The sequence below is a fragment of the Stenotrophomonas maltophilia group sp. RY12688 genome, from assembly GCF_052149045.1.
In the GTDB taxonomy this organism is placed as follows: domain Bacteria; phylum Pseudomonadota; class Gammaproteobacteria; order Xanthomonadales; family Xanthomonadaceae; genus Stenotrophomonas; species Stenotrophomonas sepilia.
Map to the genome: position 1 here is coordinate 225,583 of NZ_CP197389.1, position 17,702 is coordinate 243,284.

At 67.5% G+C, this 17,702-nt stretch carries 14 protein-coding genes; 11 read left to right on the forward strand and 3 right to left on the reverse strand.

What is annotated here, in order from left to right:
* Positions 1–54 precede the first annotated feature (54 nt).
* Complete coding sequence (locus ACS0OT_RS00995) at positions 55–1,902, forward strand: patatin-like phospholipase family protein (RefSeq protein WP_065178417.1); 1,848 nt, start codon at positions 55–57, stop codon at positions 1,900–1,902.
* A gap of 43 nt (positions 1,903–1,945) precedes the next feature.
* Entirely contained in the window at positions 1,946–2,383 is a 438-nt protein-coding gene (locus ACS0OT_RS01000) for a hypothetical protein (protein ID WP_065185588.1), read from the forward strand.
* Between the two features lie 426 nt (positions 2,384–2,809).
* Here ACS0OT_RS01000 and ACS0OT_RS01005 read toward each other — a convergent pair whose 3' ends face one another.
* Positions 2,810–4,177 (reverse strand): helix-turn-helix domain-containing protein, encoded by a 1,368-nt coding sequence (locus tag ACS0OT_RS01005; protein ID WP_065196016.1) that lies wholly within the window; start codon positions 4,175–4,177, stop codon positions 2,810–2,812.
* A 115-nt stretch (positions 4,178–4,292) separates the two neighbouring features.
* Here ACS0OT_RS01005 and ACS0OT_RS01010 point away from each other — a divergent pair, with 115 nt between their 5' ends.
* From ACS0OT_RS01010 to mmsB, 5 genes are read left to right on the forward strand one after another with little or no spacing between them, the layout of a single operon-like run.
* Entirely contained in the window at positions 4,293–5,798 is a 1,506-nt protein-coding gene (locus tag ACS0OT_RS01010) for a CoA-acylating methylmalonate-semialdehyde dehydrogenase (RefSeq protein ID WP_188239505.1), read from the forward strand.
* 14 nt (positions 5,799–5,812) lie between these two features.
* Positions 5,813–6,979: an acyl-CoA dehydrogenase family protein gene (locus tag ACS0OT_RS01015; RefSeq protein ID WP_065185591.1), complete on the forward strand. Its 1,167-nt coding sequence runs from the start codon at positions 5,813–5,815 to the stop codon at positions 6,977–6,979.
* Positions 6,976–7,773: an enoyl-CoA hydratase gene (locus tag ACS0OT_RS01020; protein WP_005420654.1), complete on the forward strand. Its 798-nt coding sequence runs from the start codon at positions 6,976–6,978 to the stop codon at positions 7,771–7,773. Before ACS0OT_RS01015 ends, ACS0OT_RS01020 begins: the two co-directional genes overlap by 4 nt.
* On the forward strand, positions 7,770–8,945 hold the full coding sequence (locus tag ACS0OT_RS01025) for an enoyl-CoA hydratase/isomerase family protein (protein ID WP_164093131.1): 1,176 nt from the start codon (positions 7,770–7,772) through the stop codon (positions 8,943–8,945). The genes ACS0OT_RS01020 and ACS0OT_RS01025 overlap by 4 nt, the downstream gene beginning before the upstream one ends.
* A complete protein-coding gene (gene mmsB / locus ACS0OT_RS01030; RefSeq protein WP_005420650.1) occupies positions 8,942–9,832 on the forward strand; it encodes a 3-hydroxyisobutyrate dehydrogenase in 891 nt (296 codons plus the stop codon). The genes ACS0OT_RS01025 and mmsB overlap by 4 nt, the downstream gene beginning before the upstream one ends.
* Positions 9,833–10,149: 317 nt before the next feature.
* Here the strand turns inward: mmsB and ACS0OT_RS01035 are convergent, their stop codons facing one another.
* A complete protein-coding gene (locus tag ACS0OT_RS01035) occupies positions 10,150–10,575 on the reverse strand; it encodes an organic hydroperoxide resistance protein (protein WP_004153735.1) in 426 nt (141 codons plus the stop codon).
* Positions 10,576–10,686: 111 nt separating this feature from the next.
* A complete protein-coding gene (locus ACS0OT_RS01040; protein ID WP_262089783.1) occupies positions 10,687–11,667 on the reverse strand; it encodes a cation diffusion facilitator family transporter in 981 nt (326 codons plus the stop codon).
* A gap of 208 nt (positions 11,668–11,875) precedes the next feature.
* Between ACS0OT_RS01040 and ACS0OT_RS01045 the strand changes: the two genes are divergently transcribed.
* From ACS0OT_RS01045 to dusA, 4 genes are all read left to right on the forward strand, one after another.
* Complete coding sequence (locus ACS0OT_RS01045) at positions 11,876–13,327, forward strand: SulP family inorganic anion transporter (RefSeq protein WP_442256003.1); 1,452 nt, start codon at positions 11,876–11,878, stop codon at positions 13,325–13,327.
* 146 nt (positions 13,328–13,473) lie between these two features.
* Entirely contained in the window at positions 13,474–14,076 is a 603-nt protein-coding gene (locus ACS0OT_RS01050) for a lysozyme inhibitor LprI family protein (protein WP_329953537.1), read from the forward strand.
* Between the two features lie 25 nt (positions 14,077–14,101).
* Complete coding sequence (locus tag ACS0OT_RS01055) at positions 14,102–16,492, forward strand: peptidoglycan-binding protein (protein WP_235648718.1); 2,391 nt, start codon at positions 14,102–14,104, stop codon at positions 16,490–16,492.
* A 94-nt stretch (positions 16,493–16,586) separates the two neighbouring features.
* Complete coding sequence (dusA, locus tag ACS0OT_RS01060) at positions 16,587–17,618, forward strand: tRNA dihydrouridine(20/20a) synthase DusA (protein ID WP_176556893.1); 1,032 nt, start codon at positions 16,587–16,589, stop codon at positions 17,616–17,618.
* The last annotated feature ends 84 nt before the right edge of the window (positions 17,619–17,702 follow it).

Genomic DNA, 17,702 nt, shown 5'->3' on the forward strand with positions numbered 1-17,702 from the left:
GCGGACGGTAGGCTCGGGGGCAAGACGGTGGCGGACAAGTACTGCGATCTGGTCATGAAAGGCGGCATCACCAGCGGCATCGTGTACCCCAACGCGGTACTGGCGCTGGCACGCGAGTATCGGTTCAAGAGCATCGGCGGCACCTCTGCCGGCGCCATCGCTGCGGCGGTGGCGGCTGCGGCGGCATACGGTGATCGGCGCCAGCAGGCCGGCGAGCACCTGCCCGGTGATGCCGGTTATGGCGGGCTGTCGGCGGTGTCGGCGCAGTTGTCGCGGCGGGGGTTCATCTACAGCCTGTTCCAACCGGCGCGGGGCGCGCGTGCGGCCTATCGGCTGCTGGTGGTGCTGACCGGCAATGCCAGCTTGCCGCACAAACTGCTGTGCCTGGCGGTGGCGGTATTCGAGATCGCGCCGCTGGAAGTGCTGGTGTCGCTGGCGCTGCTGCTCGGTTTGGGCGGGTGGGGCGGTGGTTGGAGCGGCGTGGCCGCGACGCTGCTGCCGTCGCTGCTGTGCGCCTACGGTGCAGGCGTGGCCGGAGCCGCGCTGCGCGTGGCGCGCGTGGCCCGGCGCAACCTGCTGGGCCTGTGCAGTGGCCTCGGTCGCGATGCACGTAAACCGGCATTGACCGAGTGGCTGCATGAATGCCTGCAGCAGTTGTCCGGCAAGCCGCTGGATGCACCGCTGACCTTTGCCGACCTGCATGACGCGCCGCGCTATGCCGGCGAGCCGGACAGCCCGCATGCGATCAGCCTGCAGATGATCACCACCTGCGTATCGCACAACGAACCACGCACACTGCCGCTGGGCGGCGCGCAGTTCTGGTTCCTGCGCGAGGAGTTCGAGCAGTTGTTCCCCGCCAGCGTGGTGCAGTGGCTGGTGACGCAGGCCGGCCCGCCGCTGGAGGTGGAAGGGCGCCGGTACTACCACCTGCCGCAGGGTCCGAAGCTGCCGGTGCTGGTGGCCACGCGCATGAGCCTGAGCTTCCCGTTGCTGATCAGCGCGGTGCCGCTGCATGAGCCCTCGCGCCGCGAACGCCGCTGCGAACCCACTGCACCTGCCGCCGATCAGGAACACAACGTGGCCGACAGCATGGAAGGGCTGACCAGCGCCGGGCAGACCTGCGGCCCGGTGATTACCGCGTTCCGCATCTGCTGGTTCTCCGATGGTGGCATCAGCAGCAACTTCCCGATCCATCTGTTTGATGCCGCGCTACCGCGCTGGCCGACCTTCGCCATCAACCTGGTCTACCCGCAGCATGCCGAGGACGTGGGACGTGGCAGTGATGGCCGACAGGCGCTGGAACGTGCCGTGTTCCTGCCCACCGAAAACCGCCACGGTTGGCAACGGCATTACCAGTCCATTGCCACGCCGCTCGCCGCAGCCGAGCTGGGGCGCTTCCTGTTCGCAGTCGTGGCGACCATGCAGAACTGGCGTGACCTGCTGCAGGCACGCGCGCCGGGTTACCGCGACCGTATCGTGCACGTCAGCCTGCAGGGCGACGAAGGCGGCATGAACCTGGACATGCCGCAGGAGGTGCTGACCCGCATCGCCGACAAGGGCAGCCTGGCGGGCGCGCGCTTCTGTTCGTTCTCGTTCGGGAACCACTACTGGATCCGCTGGCGCAACCTGGCCTCGGCCTATCAGCGCTACACGTTGGAAGTGGCGCGTACCGACGACCCGGCGCAGCAGGTGCTGGCCTATCGCGCGGCGTACTCGATGGTTGCCCGTGGCGAGCCGGCACCGCCGTCGTACAAGCTCGGCTCGGAAGACAAACGTCGCGGCTCGCAGCAGCTGTGGGCGCAGATGGTCGAGCAGGGCCGCACGTGGGAAGACCTTGGCCCGGACCTGACCGACGGCGCACCGCGCCCGCTGCCGCAGATGAAGGTGACGCCGATCTACTGAGCGCGATCGATACAATCGTGCTTCATGTCGCAAGGAGCTGTGGATGTCTGCCCGCCAGGAACTGCTGGATCTGCTTGAACGCCTCGATACTCGCGACCCGGAACACCTGCCGGTGGTGCCACTGGCTGCGTACTTCGAAGGCAATGATTTCGAAGAATGCATCGCGCCCAACCAATGGGGTTTCGGCCGCCCGCCGATTGCCGAGCTGTACGCGCGCCTGGCCGTGATTGCAGCGAAGCCTGAAGTGGAAGGCGTGTACGTCGGCCTGCACCAGGACTGGGGCAGTGCATTGGAAGACGACAGCGAATGGCCTGCTGCGGAGAACGTGCATGTGCTGACCAGTGCCGACGTCGAGACCGTGGAAGGCTGGCTGCAGGGTCTGGAATGCGACGGTGTGGGCGAAGGCTGGCCGTACGGCCAACACATCGACGCACCTGTGCCCTCGGAAGGCCACCGCGTACTGACCGTGTTCTGGGACTAAAACGCGCCAACCAGGGTTGGCACCTACCAGTAGAGCCACGCCACGCGTGGATGCATTCCAAAATGAGAATTCATCCGGATGGGGTGGGTCCGGTGGCAGGGGCGTGAGCCGCATGGGCCCGAGGCGTGCCTCGGGCGGGTTGGGCAGGACGCCCAACCCCGCTCTTGCCGTGTGCGCAGGACAGCGCACACGAGCAAGCGGCGACCGAGCTTACATGGGTGAGGACGCTTTGCTTGCGAAGCACTGCTTCGCAAGCGCCCGAACGCACAGCCGCCAGCGGCTGGGCCGGGCCCCGGAGGGGTACTTGCAGCGTCCCCTGCAACCGGACCCACCCCGCCAACCCACGGAATGCCCGCTTTTGCCTTTGAGGTTGCCGGCCAGCGGCCGGCACTACCGCAGGTGCGGGGCGCAGCCCTGCAAAACCCCCTACCTGCCCGGCAACTGCGCGAACGCACGCTGCATGCAGTCCTCGCGTGGGCACACCCGGCAACCCGGTCCGATCGAAACCGAGTTCCCTGGGCTCTGCACATCCAGCCCCAGCGAATACACCATGCGTTCGGCATGCTGCAGATCGCAGCCCAGCGCCACCGCGAAGGTCTTGCGGGGCTGGCCATGGCCCACCGGGCCACTGCTGACCTGCCGCGCCAGCCAGAAATGGCGGCGGCCATCGGGCATGCGCGCGGTCTGGGTAAGGATGCGGCCTGGCTGGTTGAACGCCTCGTAGACGATCCATAGCGGGCACGAGCCGCCCACCTGCGAGAAGTGGAAGTCGGTGGCCGAATGGCGCTTGGATACGTTGCCCGCGCGGTCCACGCGGATGAAGAAGAACGGCAGGCCGGGCGCACTGCGCCGTGCCAGCGTGCTCAGCCGGTGGCAGACCGCCTCGAAGCCGACGCCGAACTGGTGCGCCAGCAGTTCGATGTCGTAGCTGCTGGCCTCGGCCGCACGCAGGAAGCGCATGTAGGGCATGACCAGCGCGCCGGCGAAGTAGTTCGAAAGACCCACCCGCGCCTGCGCGATGCGCGCGTCATCGGTGAAGCCCGCACGCGCCACCACCGCGTCGATCTGCGGCAGGTAGCCGTGCAGGGCCAGTTCGGCGGCCATCTGGAACGCCTGCTGGCCTGGCTCCAGGTAGTCCGGCAGCCACAACCGGCGCGTGCCGGCATCGTAATGGCGCTTCTCGCGCCCGGCCTGCAGTGCGGCCACTTCCACCAGCACGCCGTGGCGGTCGGCCAGCAGCTGGCGCAAGCGCGGCGCCACATGCCCAGGCGATAGCCCCCACTCGGCGAACAGGCGCTCGGCCAGTTCGTCCAGCTCGGGAATATGGTTGTGCATGCGGTTGAAGAACTCGCGTACCTGGTCGCCGGCCGGCAGGGTGCTGCCGGCGCCGGGCTCGCCCAGCTGGAATTCCAGCGCGGCGGCATGCTCGCGCAGTGCCAGGTGGCGGCGGTGCAGGTCCAGCAGCGCACGGCTGACCTGCGGCAGGTTGCCCGCCAGGGTGCGCAGTTCGGTGGCGCTGACTTCGGCCAGGCCCAGGTCGCGCAGGGTCTCGCCCAGCGCTTCCTGCAGCGCGGCGGGCTCATCTTCGTCGAACAGTGCGGAAACATCGCCGAGTACCTGGCCCAGCTTCTTCTGCACGGCCGGGGTCAGTGGGCGCTTGTTGCGCTCGATCTGGTTCAGGTAGCTGGCCGACAGCCCTAGCGCCCGCGCCAGGTCAACCTGGCTGTAGCCGCGCTGTTCGCGCAACCGCCGCAGGCGCAGGCCGAGTTGCCGCTGGGGAGCTGAGGGATTCACAGAATTAACAGGAATCGTGGGGCGTGTTGGCCAGATTAAGCGGATTCAGCCCAGAAATCGAGCTGGGTGCTGTGAATAATGCCAAGCATCTTTCGCACCCTGTGGGATTGTCGTCATGACTGTTGCAGCGCCCCGTATCCGCATGCTGATCGATGGCCAGTTCGTTGAATCGGCCACCTCCCACTGGCAGGACGTGATCAATCCGGCCACCCAGGACGTGCTGGCCACGGTGCCCTTCGCCACCACCGGCGAAGTGGACGCCGCCGTCGCCGCCGCCAAGGAAGCCTTCAAGACCTGGCGCAAGACCCCGATCGGCACCCGCGCGCGCATCTTCCTGAAGTACCAGCAGCTGATCCGCGAGAACATGAGCGAGCTGGCCCACATCCTCACCGCCGAACAGGGCAAGACTCTGCCCGACGCCGAAGGCGATGTGTTCCGCGGCCTGGAAGTGGTCGAGCACGCCGCCGCCATCGGCAACCTGCAGCTGGGCGAGCTGGCCAACAACGTGGCCAATGGCGTGGACACCTACACGATCATGCAGCCGCTGGGCGTGTGCGCCGGCATCACACCGTTCAACTTCCCGGCGATGATCCCGCTGTGGATGTTCCCGATGGCGATTGCAACGGGCAACACCTTCATCCTCAAGCCGTCCGAGCAGGACCCGATGGTGACCATGCGCCTGGTCGAGCTTGCCCTGGAAGCCGGCATTCCGAAGGGCGTGCTGAACGTCGTCCACGGTGGCGAAGAAGTGGTCAACGCGATCTGCGACCACCCGGACATCAAGGCCGTGTCGTTCGTCGGTTCCACCCGCGTCGGCACCCACGTCTACAACCGCGCCTCGCTGGCCGGCAAGCGCGTGCAGTGCATGATGGGCGCCAAGAACCACGCCGTGGTGCTGCCGGACGCCAACAAGGAACAGACCCTCAACGCGATGGTCGGTGCCGCCTTTGGTGCCGCGGGCCAGCGCTGCATGGCCGCCTCCACCCTGGTGCTCGTCGGTGAGGCGCGCAACTGGGTGCAGGACCTGGTCGAAAAGGCCAAGACGTTGAAGGTCAGCGCCGGCACCGTGTCCGGCACCGACGTCGGCCCGGTCATTTCCTGCAGCGCCCGCGAGCGCGTGGAAGGCCTGATCGCCTCGGGCGTGGAGCAGGGCGCCAAGCTGGTACTCGACGGCCGCAACCCGCAGGTCGATGGCTTCGAGAAGGGCAACTTCGTCGGCCCGACCATCTTTGCCGGTGTCACCACCGACATGCGCATCTACCAGGAAGAAATCTTCGGGCCGGTGCTGGTCATCCTCGAAGCAGAAACGCTGGAAGACGCCATCGCGATGGTCAACAGCAACCCGAACGGCAACGGCACCGCACTGTTCACCCAGTCCGGCGCGGCCGCGCGCAAGTTCCAGGAAGACATCGACGTCGGCCAGGTCGGCATCAACGTGCCGATCCCGGTGCCGGTGCCGCTGTTCTCGTTCACCGGTTCGCGCGCCTCCAAGCTGGGTGACCTGGGCCCGTATGGCAAGCAGGTGGTGCTGTTCTACACCCAGACCAAGACGGTCACCGCGCGCTGGTTCGATGACGAGACGCTGAGCCACGGCGTCAACACCACGATCAGCCTGAAGTAACGGCAGGAGCAGCCATGAGCCACTCGATGACGACGGAACTGGAAGAAGCGCAGCAGGCGTACCGCGAGGCGGCGCGCGACTTCGCACAGGCCGAACTGGCGCCACACGCCGCGCGATGGGATGCGGAGGGCATCTTTCCGCGCGAGGCGATCGCCAAGGCCGGTGAACTGGGCTTCTGCGGTCTGTACATGGACCCGGAAGTGGGCGGCAGCGGCCTGAGCCGGCTGGACGCCGCCGTCGTCATCGAGGAGCTCGCCAACGTCGATCCGTCGACTGCGGCCTACATCAGCATCCACAACATGGCCTCGTGGATGGTGTCCACGTGGGGCCAGCCAGCACTGCGCGATGCGTGGGGCACTGACCTGTCCTCGGGCAACAGGCTGGCCTCGTACTGCCTGACCGAACCGGGTGCCGGCTCCGATGCGGCCTCGCTGAAGACCACCGCCGTGCGCGACGGCGATCATTACGTGCTGAACGGCTCGAAGGCCTTCATCTCCGGCGCCGGTGCCACCGAACTGCTGGTGGTGATGGCACGTACCGGCGGTGCCGGTGCCGGCGGCGTCAGCGCCATTGCAGTGCCGTCGGACCTGCCGGGCATCAGCTTCGGCCGCAAGGAAGAGAAGATGGGCTGGAACAGCCAGCCCACCCGTGGCATCACCTTCGAAAACGTCCGCGTGCCGGTCAGCCACCTTCTGGGAGAGGAAGGCGGCGGCTTCAAGCTGGCGATGAAGGGGCTTGATGGTGGCCGCATCAACATTGCCGCCTGCTCGCTGGGTGCCGCGCAGGGCGCGCTGGATGCCGCGCGCCGCTACATGGGCGAGCGCCGCCAGTTCGGCAAGGCGCTGGCCGAGTTCCAGGCGCTGCAGTTCAAGCTGGCCGACATGGTCACCCAGCTGGTGGCCGCGCGGCAGATGGTGCACACCGCCGCACGCAAGCTCGATGCCGGGGCCAGCGATGCCAACGTATGGTGCGCGATGGCCAAGCGCTTCGCCACCGATGCCGGCTTCAACGTCTGCAATGAAGCGCTGCAGATCCACGGTGGCTACGGCTACATCCGCGAGTACCCGATCGAGCGCCTGCTGCGTGACTGCCGCGTGCACCAGATCCTGGAAGGCACCAACGAGATCATGCGGGTGATCGTTGCCCGTCACCTGCTCAACACCGAAGAGGAACTGCGATGAAGGATTGGCGTACCCAGGAGCACGTGGGCCTGAAGGTCGAGGCCGACGGCCACACCGCCGTGGTCACCCTGAACAACCCGCCGGCGCACACCTGGACCGTGCACAGCCTGTCGGCGCTGCGCGACCTGGTCGGCGCGCTCAACGCAGACCGCGACATCTACGCGCTGGTGATCACCGGTGACGGCGAGAAGTTCTTCTCCGCCGGTGCCGACCTCAACCAGTTCGCTTCCGGCGACAAGGCCGCAGCGCGCGAAGCCGCGCGCCGTTTCGGCGAAGCCTTCGAGGCGTTGTCCGGTTTCCGTGGCGTGTCGATCGCCGCGATCAACGGCTACGCGATGGGCGGAGGCCTGGAATGCGCACTGGCCTGCGACCTGCGCATCATCGAAGAGCACGCCCAGGTGGCGCTGCCGGAGGCCACCGTCGGCCTGCTGCCGTGCGCCGGTGGCACCCAGAACCTGCCGCGCCTGGTTGGCGAAGGCTGGGCCAAGCGCATGATCCTGCTGGGTGAGCGCATCAACGCCGAGACCGCGCTGCGCATCGGGCTGGCCGAAGAAAAGGTCGGCAAGGGCGAAGCCAAGGCACTGGCGCTGGAATGGGCGAAAAAGGCCGGCAAGCAGAGCCCGACCAGCATCGCCGCCTGCAAGACCCTGGTGCAGTCCACCCGCACCGGCACCCACGCCTCGGCGCTGGTGGCCGAGCGCGAAGCCTTCGTCGACCTGTTCGACACCGCCGACCAGGTCGAGGGCGTGACTGCCTTCCTGGAAAAGCGCGCCGCGCAGTGGAAGAACGCATGAGCGCCGACACCGCTGCCGACGACGCACCGGTGCTGTTCGAGGAGCGCGTGGCCGGTAACGGCGTGCGCATCGGCCTCGCCACGCTCAACGCGCCGCGCACGCTCAATGGCTTCTCGCTGCCGATGGCACACCTGCTGCTGGAGCAGTTGAACGCCTGGGCCGACGACGACGGCATCGCCATGGTGGTGCTGCAGGGTGCTGGCGAAAAGGCGTTCTGCGCTGGCGGCGACCTGCACAGCCTGTACAAGGCCATGGTCGCCTTCCGTGAGGACGGCCGCAGCGACATCCGCGAGAACGACTACGCCGCCGAGTTCTTCGACGTCGAGTACCGCGTCGATTACCTCATCCACACCTATACCAAGCCGATCCTGTGCTGGGGCCACGGCATCGTGATGGGCGGCGGTATCGGCCTGATGTCCGGCGCCAGCCACCGCGTGGTCAGCGAGCGCTCCAAGCTGGCCTTCCCGGAAATCACCGTTGGCCTGTTCCCGGATGTCGGTGGCAGCTGGCTGCTGCCGCGCGTGCCGGGCAAGGGCGGCCTGTTCCTGGCCCTGACCGGCGCGTTGCTCAATCCGGGCGATGCCATCTATGCCGGCCTGGCCGATGTGCACGTGGCTGAAGAACGCCGCAGCGCGGTGTTCGATGCGCTGCTGCAGGTGGCCTGGTCCAGTGATTCCGCACACAACCACGAACGCCTGACCCATCTGCTGCAGTCGCATGCCAGTGATGCTGCGACCGGTCCGCTGCTGGCCAACGCGGCGCAGGTCGATGCGTTGTGCGAAGGCGATGACCTGCCCGCGATCATCAAACGCATCAGCGCGCTGCAGACCGACGATGCCTGGCTGCAGGCGGCACAGAAGACGCTTGCCGCCGGCGCGCCCGGCTCGGCACGTCTGGCGTTCGAGCTGCAGCGCCGCAGCGCCGGCCAGGACCTGGCCAGCGTCTACCGGCTGGAGTACATCACCGCGCTGCACTGCGCCGCCCACGGCGATTTCGCCGAAGGCATCCGCGCACTGCTGATCGACAAGGACCGCAATCCGCAGTGGAACCCGGCCACCCTGGCCGAGGCCACCGGCGCGTGGGCCGACACCTTCTTTGCTTCCCCCTGGGCCGCTGCCGCGCATCCGCTGGCCGACCTGGGCACTCCCCTTGTTGAAAGGAGCCTTGCATGAGCCGCATTGCATTCATCGGGTTGGGCAACATGGGTGGCCCGATGGCCGCCAATCTGGTCAAGAACGGCCACACCGTGCGCGTGTTCGATCTGGTCCCGGCTGCGGTGCAGGCCGCCGTCGATGCCGGTGCCAGCGCGGCGTCGTCGGCACGCGACACCCTGGCCGATGCGGAAGTCGTGATCTCGATGCTGCCGGCCAGCCGCCACGTCGAAGGCGTGTACCTGGGCGATGACGGCATCCTCGCCGCCATCCCAGCGGGTGCACTGGTCATCGACTGCAGCACGATCGCACCGGCCAGTGCCCGCAAGGTTTCCGAAGCGGCCGCCGCGCGTGGCCTGCAGATGATCGACGCGCCGGTCTCCGGCGGTACCGCGGGCGCCCAGGCCGGCACCCTGACCTTCATCGTCGGTGGCGAAGAGGACGCGCTGGAACGCGCTCGCCCGGTGCTGCAGGCGATGGGCAAGAACATCTTCCATGTCGGCGCCAGCGGTGCCGGCCAGGTCGCCAAGCTGTGCAACAACATGGCGCTGGGCGTGATCATGGCGGTGACCGGTGAAGCCATCGCGCTGGGTGTTGCGCACGGGCTGGACCCGAAGGTGCTGTCGCAGATGATGGCGGTCAGCACCGGCCGCAGCTGGGCCACCGAAGTGTGCAACCCGTGGCCGGGCGTGCTGGAAAATGCGCCGGCCTCGCGCGGCTACAGCGGCGGTTTCGGCAGCGATCTGATGCTGAAGGACATGGGCCTGGCGGTGGAAGCGGCGATGAGTGTCGGCGCCTCGATCCCGCTGGGCGAAGTGGCCCGCAACCTGTACTCGATGAACCACCAGGCCGGCCGCGGCAAGCTGGATTTCTCCAGCGTCGTGCAGCTCATCACCAGCGACCGGTAACCGGTCGCTGGTCCGCGCATTCCACCTTATCCCCGCGCCGTTGGCGCACCCCCTTGAACAACAAGGGGGCTCTCCTCCAGAAGGATGGATGCGCGCCGTAGCGAATGCGTCCCCGGCCACGTGCCGGGGCCCACCCGAGGTGGGATGGGCGGATGCTCGGTTTCGACCGGCATCCGCCCATTTTTTTGGGGGGCTGATCACTGGGGTCGGATCCCTTTCGCAACGCGAAAGGGCTCTGACCCCATATAGCCGTGCCGGGCCTGGGATGGGGTCAGAGCCCTTTGCTGTTGGCAAAGGGATCCGACCCCGGCGCTGCATCAGGCAACGATCAGCGTCACGTCGATGTTGCCGCGGGTGGCATTCGAGTACGGGCACACGATGTGCGCCTTCTGCACAAGCTCTTCGACCTGCTCGCGCGGCACGCCCGGCACGTTGATGGTCAGCTCGGCCTCGATGCCGAAACCGGTCGGGATCTGACCGATGCCGACCTTGCCGGTGACGGTGGTGTCGGCCGGCAACGCGACCTTGGCCTGGCCGGCCACGAACTTCAACGCGCCCAGGAAGCAGGCCGAGTAGCCGGCGGCGAACAGTTGTTCCGGGTTGGTGCCCGGGCCGCCGGCGCCGCCCAGCTCGCGCGGGGTCGACAGCTGGATGTCCAGCACGTTGTCGGAGGAGACGGAACGGCCTTCGCGGCCGCCGGTAGAGGTGGCCTGGGCGGTGTACAGAACCTTTTCGATGGACATCGGGATGCTCCTGGTCAGTGGGTGGGTGTTGCGTTGGAGCCTACTTTGCCCGCTTTCCGCGTACGTTGGGTTGCAACGCGTACGAAAAACTTGATCAATCGTCCTGCCGGCCTAGATCGTCCACTCGCGGTCGGTGGTGAACATGATGGTCAGCCAGCGGTCCGGCGAGGCCTCGCCCAGCGCTTCGCCGATCTCGTCGCGCAGCCGGTCCCATTCCACCAAGGGCCGCGGCGGGTCGTCTTCCGGCACCACAAAGAACAGCTCGATCTGCTCGCCACGCCCCACCTGCGCGACGTAGCTGCGGTGCTCAACGAAGCCGTGCCTGGCCACGATCGCGCGTGCCACCGCATCCACATGCGCCTGCAGTTCCGGCGGGGTGACCAGCAGGATGCCGGCCAGCGCCCGGCGCACGGTGCCGAGCGGGGCGATCATCACCAGCACGCAGACGAAGGCGAGGATGGCCGGGTCGATGTACGGCCCGACCCAGGCCCAGGAGGTGCCCTGCACCAGCACGCCGCCGAGGAAGGCCAGCAGGTAGCAGGCCGACATGCTGGCCGCGATCACCCAGTTTTTCGCATCCAGTGCGATGAACTCCGAGCCGATGCGGCGGTTGGCGCGCAGCACGAACCAGGCCAGCGCACCTTCGCCGACGATCGACAACCCGGCGAAGGCGATGGCCGGACCGAGCGCGATGTGGCGGCCGCCGGACATCAGCGCGTCGACCGCATTGACCAGCGCATACAGCGCAGCGCCGATCATCAGCGTGCCGCTCACCCCCAGCACGATCGGCTCCAGGTGCCAGAAGCCCATGGTGAAGCGCTGGTTGAGCCGCGACTGCAGCGCGTCGGTGCTGGTGGACAGTGCGATCAGCCGCGCGACCAGCAGTGACAGCCAGGTCATCACCACATCGATCAGGCCGTAGATGCCGTCGAAGATGATCAGCGAGGAATTGGCCAGCAGGCCGAACACCACCGCTGCCGCGGCCAGCAGCAGTGAGGCGGCGATGGACAGGCGCAGCACGCCTTGTTCGGTGGCGGGATCGAAGAACTGTGCGTGGTCGGTGGCCATGGCGCGATTGTAGAGCGGAGCCATGCTCCGCTGCCGTTGCGGACTGTCGACGCTGTCCCTTGGCAGCCCTGTGCCGTAGACTGCGTCCCTCCCACGTACCGATTCCCGCCTGCAGTGATCACGCCACCCTGACCCTTGCCGCATCTCGGCAGCCGGCCCGCCCGGCTCAGGAACCCGCGTCTTTCCACTGCAGCGCCATGCGGCCACGCCCGCGTGCGCGCGGAGTTTTTCCATGCAAACGTCCTACCCCCTGCGCCAGCAATGGCTCGGCAACATCCGTGGTGATCTGCTGTCCGGCATGGTCGTCGCCCTGGCCCTGATTCCCGAGGCCATCGCCTTCTCGCTCATCGCCGGCGTCGACCCCAAGGTTGGCCTGTACGCCGCGTTTTCCATCGCGGTGGTCACCGCCATCGCTGGCGGCCGGCCGGGCATGATCTCCGCCGCCACCGGTGCAATGGCGCTGGTGATGGTCGACCTGGTCAAGGACCATGGCCTGCAGTACCTGTTCGCCGCCAGCATCCTGGCCGGCCTGCTGCAGGTGCTGGCCGGTGTGTTCAAGCTTGGGTCGCTGATGCGATTCGTCTCGCGCTCGGTCATCACCGGCTTCGTCAACGCGCTGGCGATCCTGATCTTCCTGGCGCAGATGCCGGAACTGATCGGCCGCGGTCCCACCGTCTACGTGCTGTGTGCCGCCGCACTGGCGATCATCTACCTGCTGCCGCGCCTCACCCGCGCTGTGCCTTCGCCGCTGGTGGCAATCGTCGTGCTCACCGCCGTAGTGATCGGCTTTGGCGTGGACGTGCGCAGTGTTGGTGACATGGGCCAGCTGCCGGACAGCCTGCCGCAGTTCCTCATCCCCGATGTACCGCTCAGCTGGGAAACGCTGCGCATCCTGCTGCCGGTGTCGGCCACGCTGGCCGTGGTCGGCTTGCTCGAATCGATGATGACCCTGCAGATCGTCGAGGACATCACCGAGACGCCCAGCGAGCGCAACCGCGAATGCGTCGGCCAGGGCGTGGCCAACACGGTCACCGGGTTCCTCGGCGGAATGGCCGGCTGCGCGATGATCGGCCAGTCGGTCATCAACGTGACGTCTGGTGGCCGCGGCCGCCTGTCCTGCCTGGTGGCCGGCGTGCTGCTGCTGGTGCTGGTGGTGTACGGCAGCGACCTGGTGCGGCAGATCCCGATGGCTGCGCTGGTGGCGGTGATGATCATGGTCAGCATCGGCACTTTCAGCTGGCGCTCGCTGCGCGACCTGCGCACGCATCCGCGCAGTTCCTCGGCCGTGATGTTGCTGACCGTGGTGGTCACCGTGGCCACCCACGACCTGGCCAAGGGCGTGCTCAGTGGCGTGCTGCTGTCGGCGCTGTTCTTCGCCCGCAAGGTCGGCCGCATGCTGGAGGTGCAGCGCGAGGATGCCGGAGACACGCAGGTCTACCGCGTACGCGGGCAGGTGTTCTTTGCGTCTGCCGGCCAGCTGGGCGCGGCGTTTGACTACCAGCACGTCGCGCCGAAGGTGCAGATCGACCTGCGTGACGCCCACCTGTGGGACCTGACCGCAGTGGCCGCGCTGGAACGTGCGCAGGAAAAGCTGGCCGCGCATGGGGCGGAGGTGGTGGTAAGCCTCAATGTGGCTAGCCAGACGCTGATCGAACAGGTGGGCGGGCGCGCGGGCGGGCATTGAGGCTTACGCATCCTGCTTCTGCGACGAGGTGCACGCATTCTGAATCCGGTCAGGCATCTGAAACCGGCGCTCGCGTAGCATGCGTTTCCTGATGGGGCCGATGGACGGCCCCGCGTTGACGGGCCACGCGCCTGGATGCCAAGGAGATGCAAGCAATGCAGGGAATAAACCACCTTCCAGCGGCCCCCCGTGAAACGTTCGGCAAGGCTGGGGCCATCGCCCTTGCGCTGGCCTTTGGCCTCAGCCTGGCGGCATGCCAGGCCAAGAGCCCGGAGGCGGATACGGCAGCTGCTCCCGCGGCCGCCGCGCCGGCCACTGCATCGCCGCCCGCCACTGCAGAGCCTGCACGTGCCGCACCTGCCACGACGGTGGCCGATGCCGATGACCAGGACATGCCGCCGCAGCGCCCGGATGATTCCTACAACAAGGCGACGTTGCGGCCGCAGTATGCTGCATGCGTGAGATCCAGCGGCGGCGAGACATCGGCACTGCAGGCGTGTGGTGATGACGAGCTTGCTTGGCAGGAGCAGCGGCTCGAGCAGGCTTTCATGAAGATCGTTGACGGCCCCGATGGCAAGGACAAGGACAGGCTGATGGACGAGCAGGCTGCCTACATGTCCGATACCAATCGCTACTGCAGCTGGAACCCTGCCGAAGACGGGCAGGGGCAGATGCTGGACGCGCAGTCCTGCCGGATCAATCGCACCGCCAACCGTGCCGATGTGCTGCAGGCACTGACCTCAAAGTAAATCCCCCGCAAAGGAGTGCAGGAAGATGGATGTTGTGACCCAGGCAAAGCAGGCAATGGACAGCTGGCATCGCGGCCAGACGTCGGCGCATTTCGAAACCGGAGGTCGTGGCCCCGGCCACGTTTCCACCGGCAGGGGCGACCATGGTGGCGTGTCGTATGGCAGTTACCAGTACGCCACCAACGTTGGCGGCGTGGACGAATACGTCGCCGCCTCGCGCTATGGCAACCGCTTCAACGGCCTGCAGGCAGGAACCCCGGCCTTCACCGAACGCTGGAAGGAAGTGGCGGCGGCCGATCCGGCAGGGTTTGCCAGGGATCAGCACGACTTCATCCAGCACCAGTACTACGACGTGCAGATGGGCCGCCTGAAGGATGTAGGCATTGATCTTTCCGGCCGTGGTCCGGCCGTGCAGGACGCGCTGTGGAGCACCTCGGTGCAGTACCGCGGCATGACACGTTCGGTGTTCCAGAAGGGTCTCCAGCAAGCCTACAGCGAAGACTTCAAGCTGGCTGAGCTGAGTGACGAGCAGATTGTCCGCGCGGTGCAGGACTACAAGCACGCCAACGTGCAGTCGCACTTCCAGAGCTCGCCCACCCTGTGGGATTCGCTGCGTGATCGTGCGCTCACCGAGAAGAACGCGCTGGTCGGGCTGGCGCGCTACGACCAGGTCAACCAAAACCCCGAGGCTTACCGGGGCAAGGATTACCAGCAAGCGTTCGGTGAACCTGAGCCGGGCCGGCGCGGGCAGCGCGCGGCCGCATCGGCGATGGCCGACGGCGTGCTGGCACCCGGCGAGCACGGTACCGAGGTCCAGGCCCTGCAGGCCAAGTTGATCCAGGCCGGCCATACCGGCCGCAACGGGCAACCTCTGACAGCCGATAGCCACTACGGTGCCAACACCGAGCATGCAGTGCGCGAGTTCCAGCAGGCGCATGGGCTGACCGTTGATGGCAAGGCCGGCCGGCAGACCCTGCAGGCTCTGGATACGGTGGTACGCGAGCACACGCCGGCGCAGCCTGTGGCACCGGCCACGCCTGCTGCGGCACCCGCACCCGCGACTGCGCGCGAACCCGATGCCGCTGCCGCACCCGGTGGCCAGCGCATCGTCGTGGTCGAACCCTTTGGCAACGGCAGCAGCAACCGCACACTGCGTCATGGCACCAGTGGCGAGGATGCCTACCGCGAACTGAAGATCCATCACCCCAACACCAACGCCGAGGCCGTGCGCACCGGCAATGCCGCCAAGGCTGACCGCCCGTCGGCAATGGTCGAGGGCGAGCTGGAAACGGTGCGGACCCGTGGTGATCGCAACGGCATTCCGCTGGTGCACAAGGATCTGATCCTGAGTACTTCGCGCGGCGACCGGGAAGTGATGATTCCCAATCCGGTCGCGGGCTACGTGCAGGTCAACAACGACAAGTGGAACTCCATCAGCATCTGGAGCCATCCGGCCGGGCATCCGCAGCGTGAACTGGTCGGGCAGGTGCTGCATGGTGCACGTGGAAGCACCCCCTACAAGACTGGTGATTTCGTCGAGTACGGCGCGCCGTTGATCCGCCAGTCCGATGCCGGCACCCCGGGTGCCGTGCACGCACATATCGAGCTCGAGCCGGACCAGTACCGCAGGTTCCTGGGTGACATGCTCAATGACCGCATCACCCTGGGCGGCAAGGTCCACGCGCAGGGCCCCGAGGCCGCGCAGGCCGCACGCAGTGCACAGCAGGCGCCGATGGCCGATGGCGTGCTGAAGCAGGGCGAGCGCGGCGATGAGGTCAAGGCCTTGCAGGGCAAGCTGGCGGCGCTGGGCTATGCCGGGGCCAATGGCAAGCCGCTGCACGCCGATGGTGTGTATGGCAAGGACACCTTTGCGGCGGTCAAGCAGTTCCAGGCCAACAACGGCCTGGACGACGATGGCAAGGCAGGCCGCAAGACCCTGGCGCAGGTCGATGCCCCCAACGCGGTCAAGGCCGGTACCCCGCCGGCGGCACCGGCCCGGGCCGAGCCCGCAGAGCCGGCCAGCATGCGCGACCCCGGGCACGCCGACAACGCGCGCTTCGGCCAGGCGCTGGGCAAGCTGCAGGCGCTGGAGCAGCAGCGTGCCCAGGCCGGCCTGAAGCCACTGTTCGCCAACCCGCAGGAGGTTGAGCGGGCGGCCGGCCAGCTGGCGTACGAAAGCAAGGTGTCCGGGATGCGCCAGATCGACCACGTCGTGGCCCGCCCCGACGGCACCGGTCTGTTTGCGGTGCAGGGCGAGCTGGGCGACCCGGCGGCGCAGCGGACCTTCGTCGACCGCCAGCAGGCGGTATCGCACTCGGTCGAGGCCAGCAGCCGGCAAAGCGAAGCGCTGGACAGCCAGTTCAACCAGCGTGCGCAGGAGCAGCAGCAGGAACAGGTGCGCAACCGCGGGTTGTAAGCCACGCGGCGACCCCGGGGCCGGTCGAGCGGCCAGTCCCGGCGCCACCCGCCGCCGTTCAGCCGTCCGGTGTAAACTATTGATCTCACTGGCAATGCCAGTCTCCGCGATCAACACCCCGATGACGTCCGCCACCGCCCGTTACGCTGATTCCCTGCGCCTGTCCGTTGCCCCCATGATGGACTGGACCGACCGCCATTGCCGCGTGTTCCACCGCGTGCTGGCGCCGGGTGCGCGCCTGTACACGGAAATGGTGCACACCAACGCGGTCATCCACGGCGACCGCGAGCGCCTGCTCGGCTTCGACCGCAGCGAACAGCCGCTGGCGCTGCAGCTGGGCGGCAGCGACCCGGCGCTGCTGGCGCAGGCCGCGCGCATCGCCGCGGAGTGGGGCTACGACGAGGTCAACCTCAACTGCGGCTGTCCGTCCGACCGCGTGCAGGCCGGGCGTTTTGGCGCCTGCCTGATGCGCGAGCCGGCGCTGGTAGCCGACTGCGTGGCGGCGATGGTCGACGCGATCGGGATCCCGGTGACGGTGAAGTGCCGCCTGGGCGTGGACGAGGACAACGACTATGACGTGTTCGCCGCCTTCGTCGACCGCCAGGTCGCCGCCGGTGCCGCAATGGTGGTGGTGCATGCGCGCAACGCGTGGCTGAAGGGCCTGTCGCCGAAGGAGAACCGCGAGGTTCCGCCACTGAAGTACGACTGGGCCTACCGCCTGAAGCAGGAGCGCCCGGCGCTGCCGGTGGTGCTCAATGGCGGCCTGGCCAGCATCGAGGCGGTGCAGGCGCAGGCCGCGCACGTCGATGGCGTGATGCTGGGCCGCGCGGCCTACCACGACCCCTACCTGCTGCATCAGCTGGAGGCGCTGCAGACCGGCGCGCCGTTGCAGGCGCGCGGTGACCTGCTGCGCACGCTGCGTCCCTACGTGGAAGCGCGCCTGGGCGAAGGTCTGGCACTGAAGCACATCACCCGCCACCTGCTCGGCCTGTTCCACGGCCAGCCCGGTGGCCGCGCGTTCCGCCAGGTGCTGAGCGAGGGCGCGCACCGCCCGGGCGCCGACTGGAGCCTGGTCGAGCAGGCGCTGTCGGTCACCGAGCGCGATGCCGATCGTGCCGCAGCGTGACCGCAGTCACATTCCTGACTTGACAAGGGACGGCGATTCGTCCCGAATGTTCACCTAGCTGAACATCGCAGGGCTGCGGCCGGA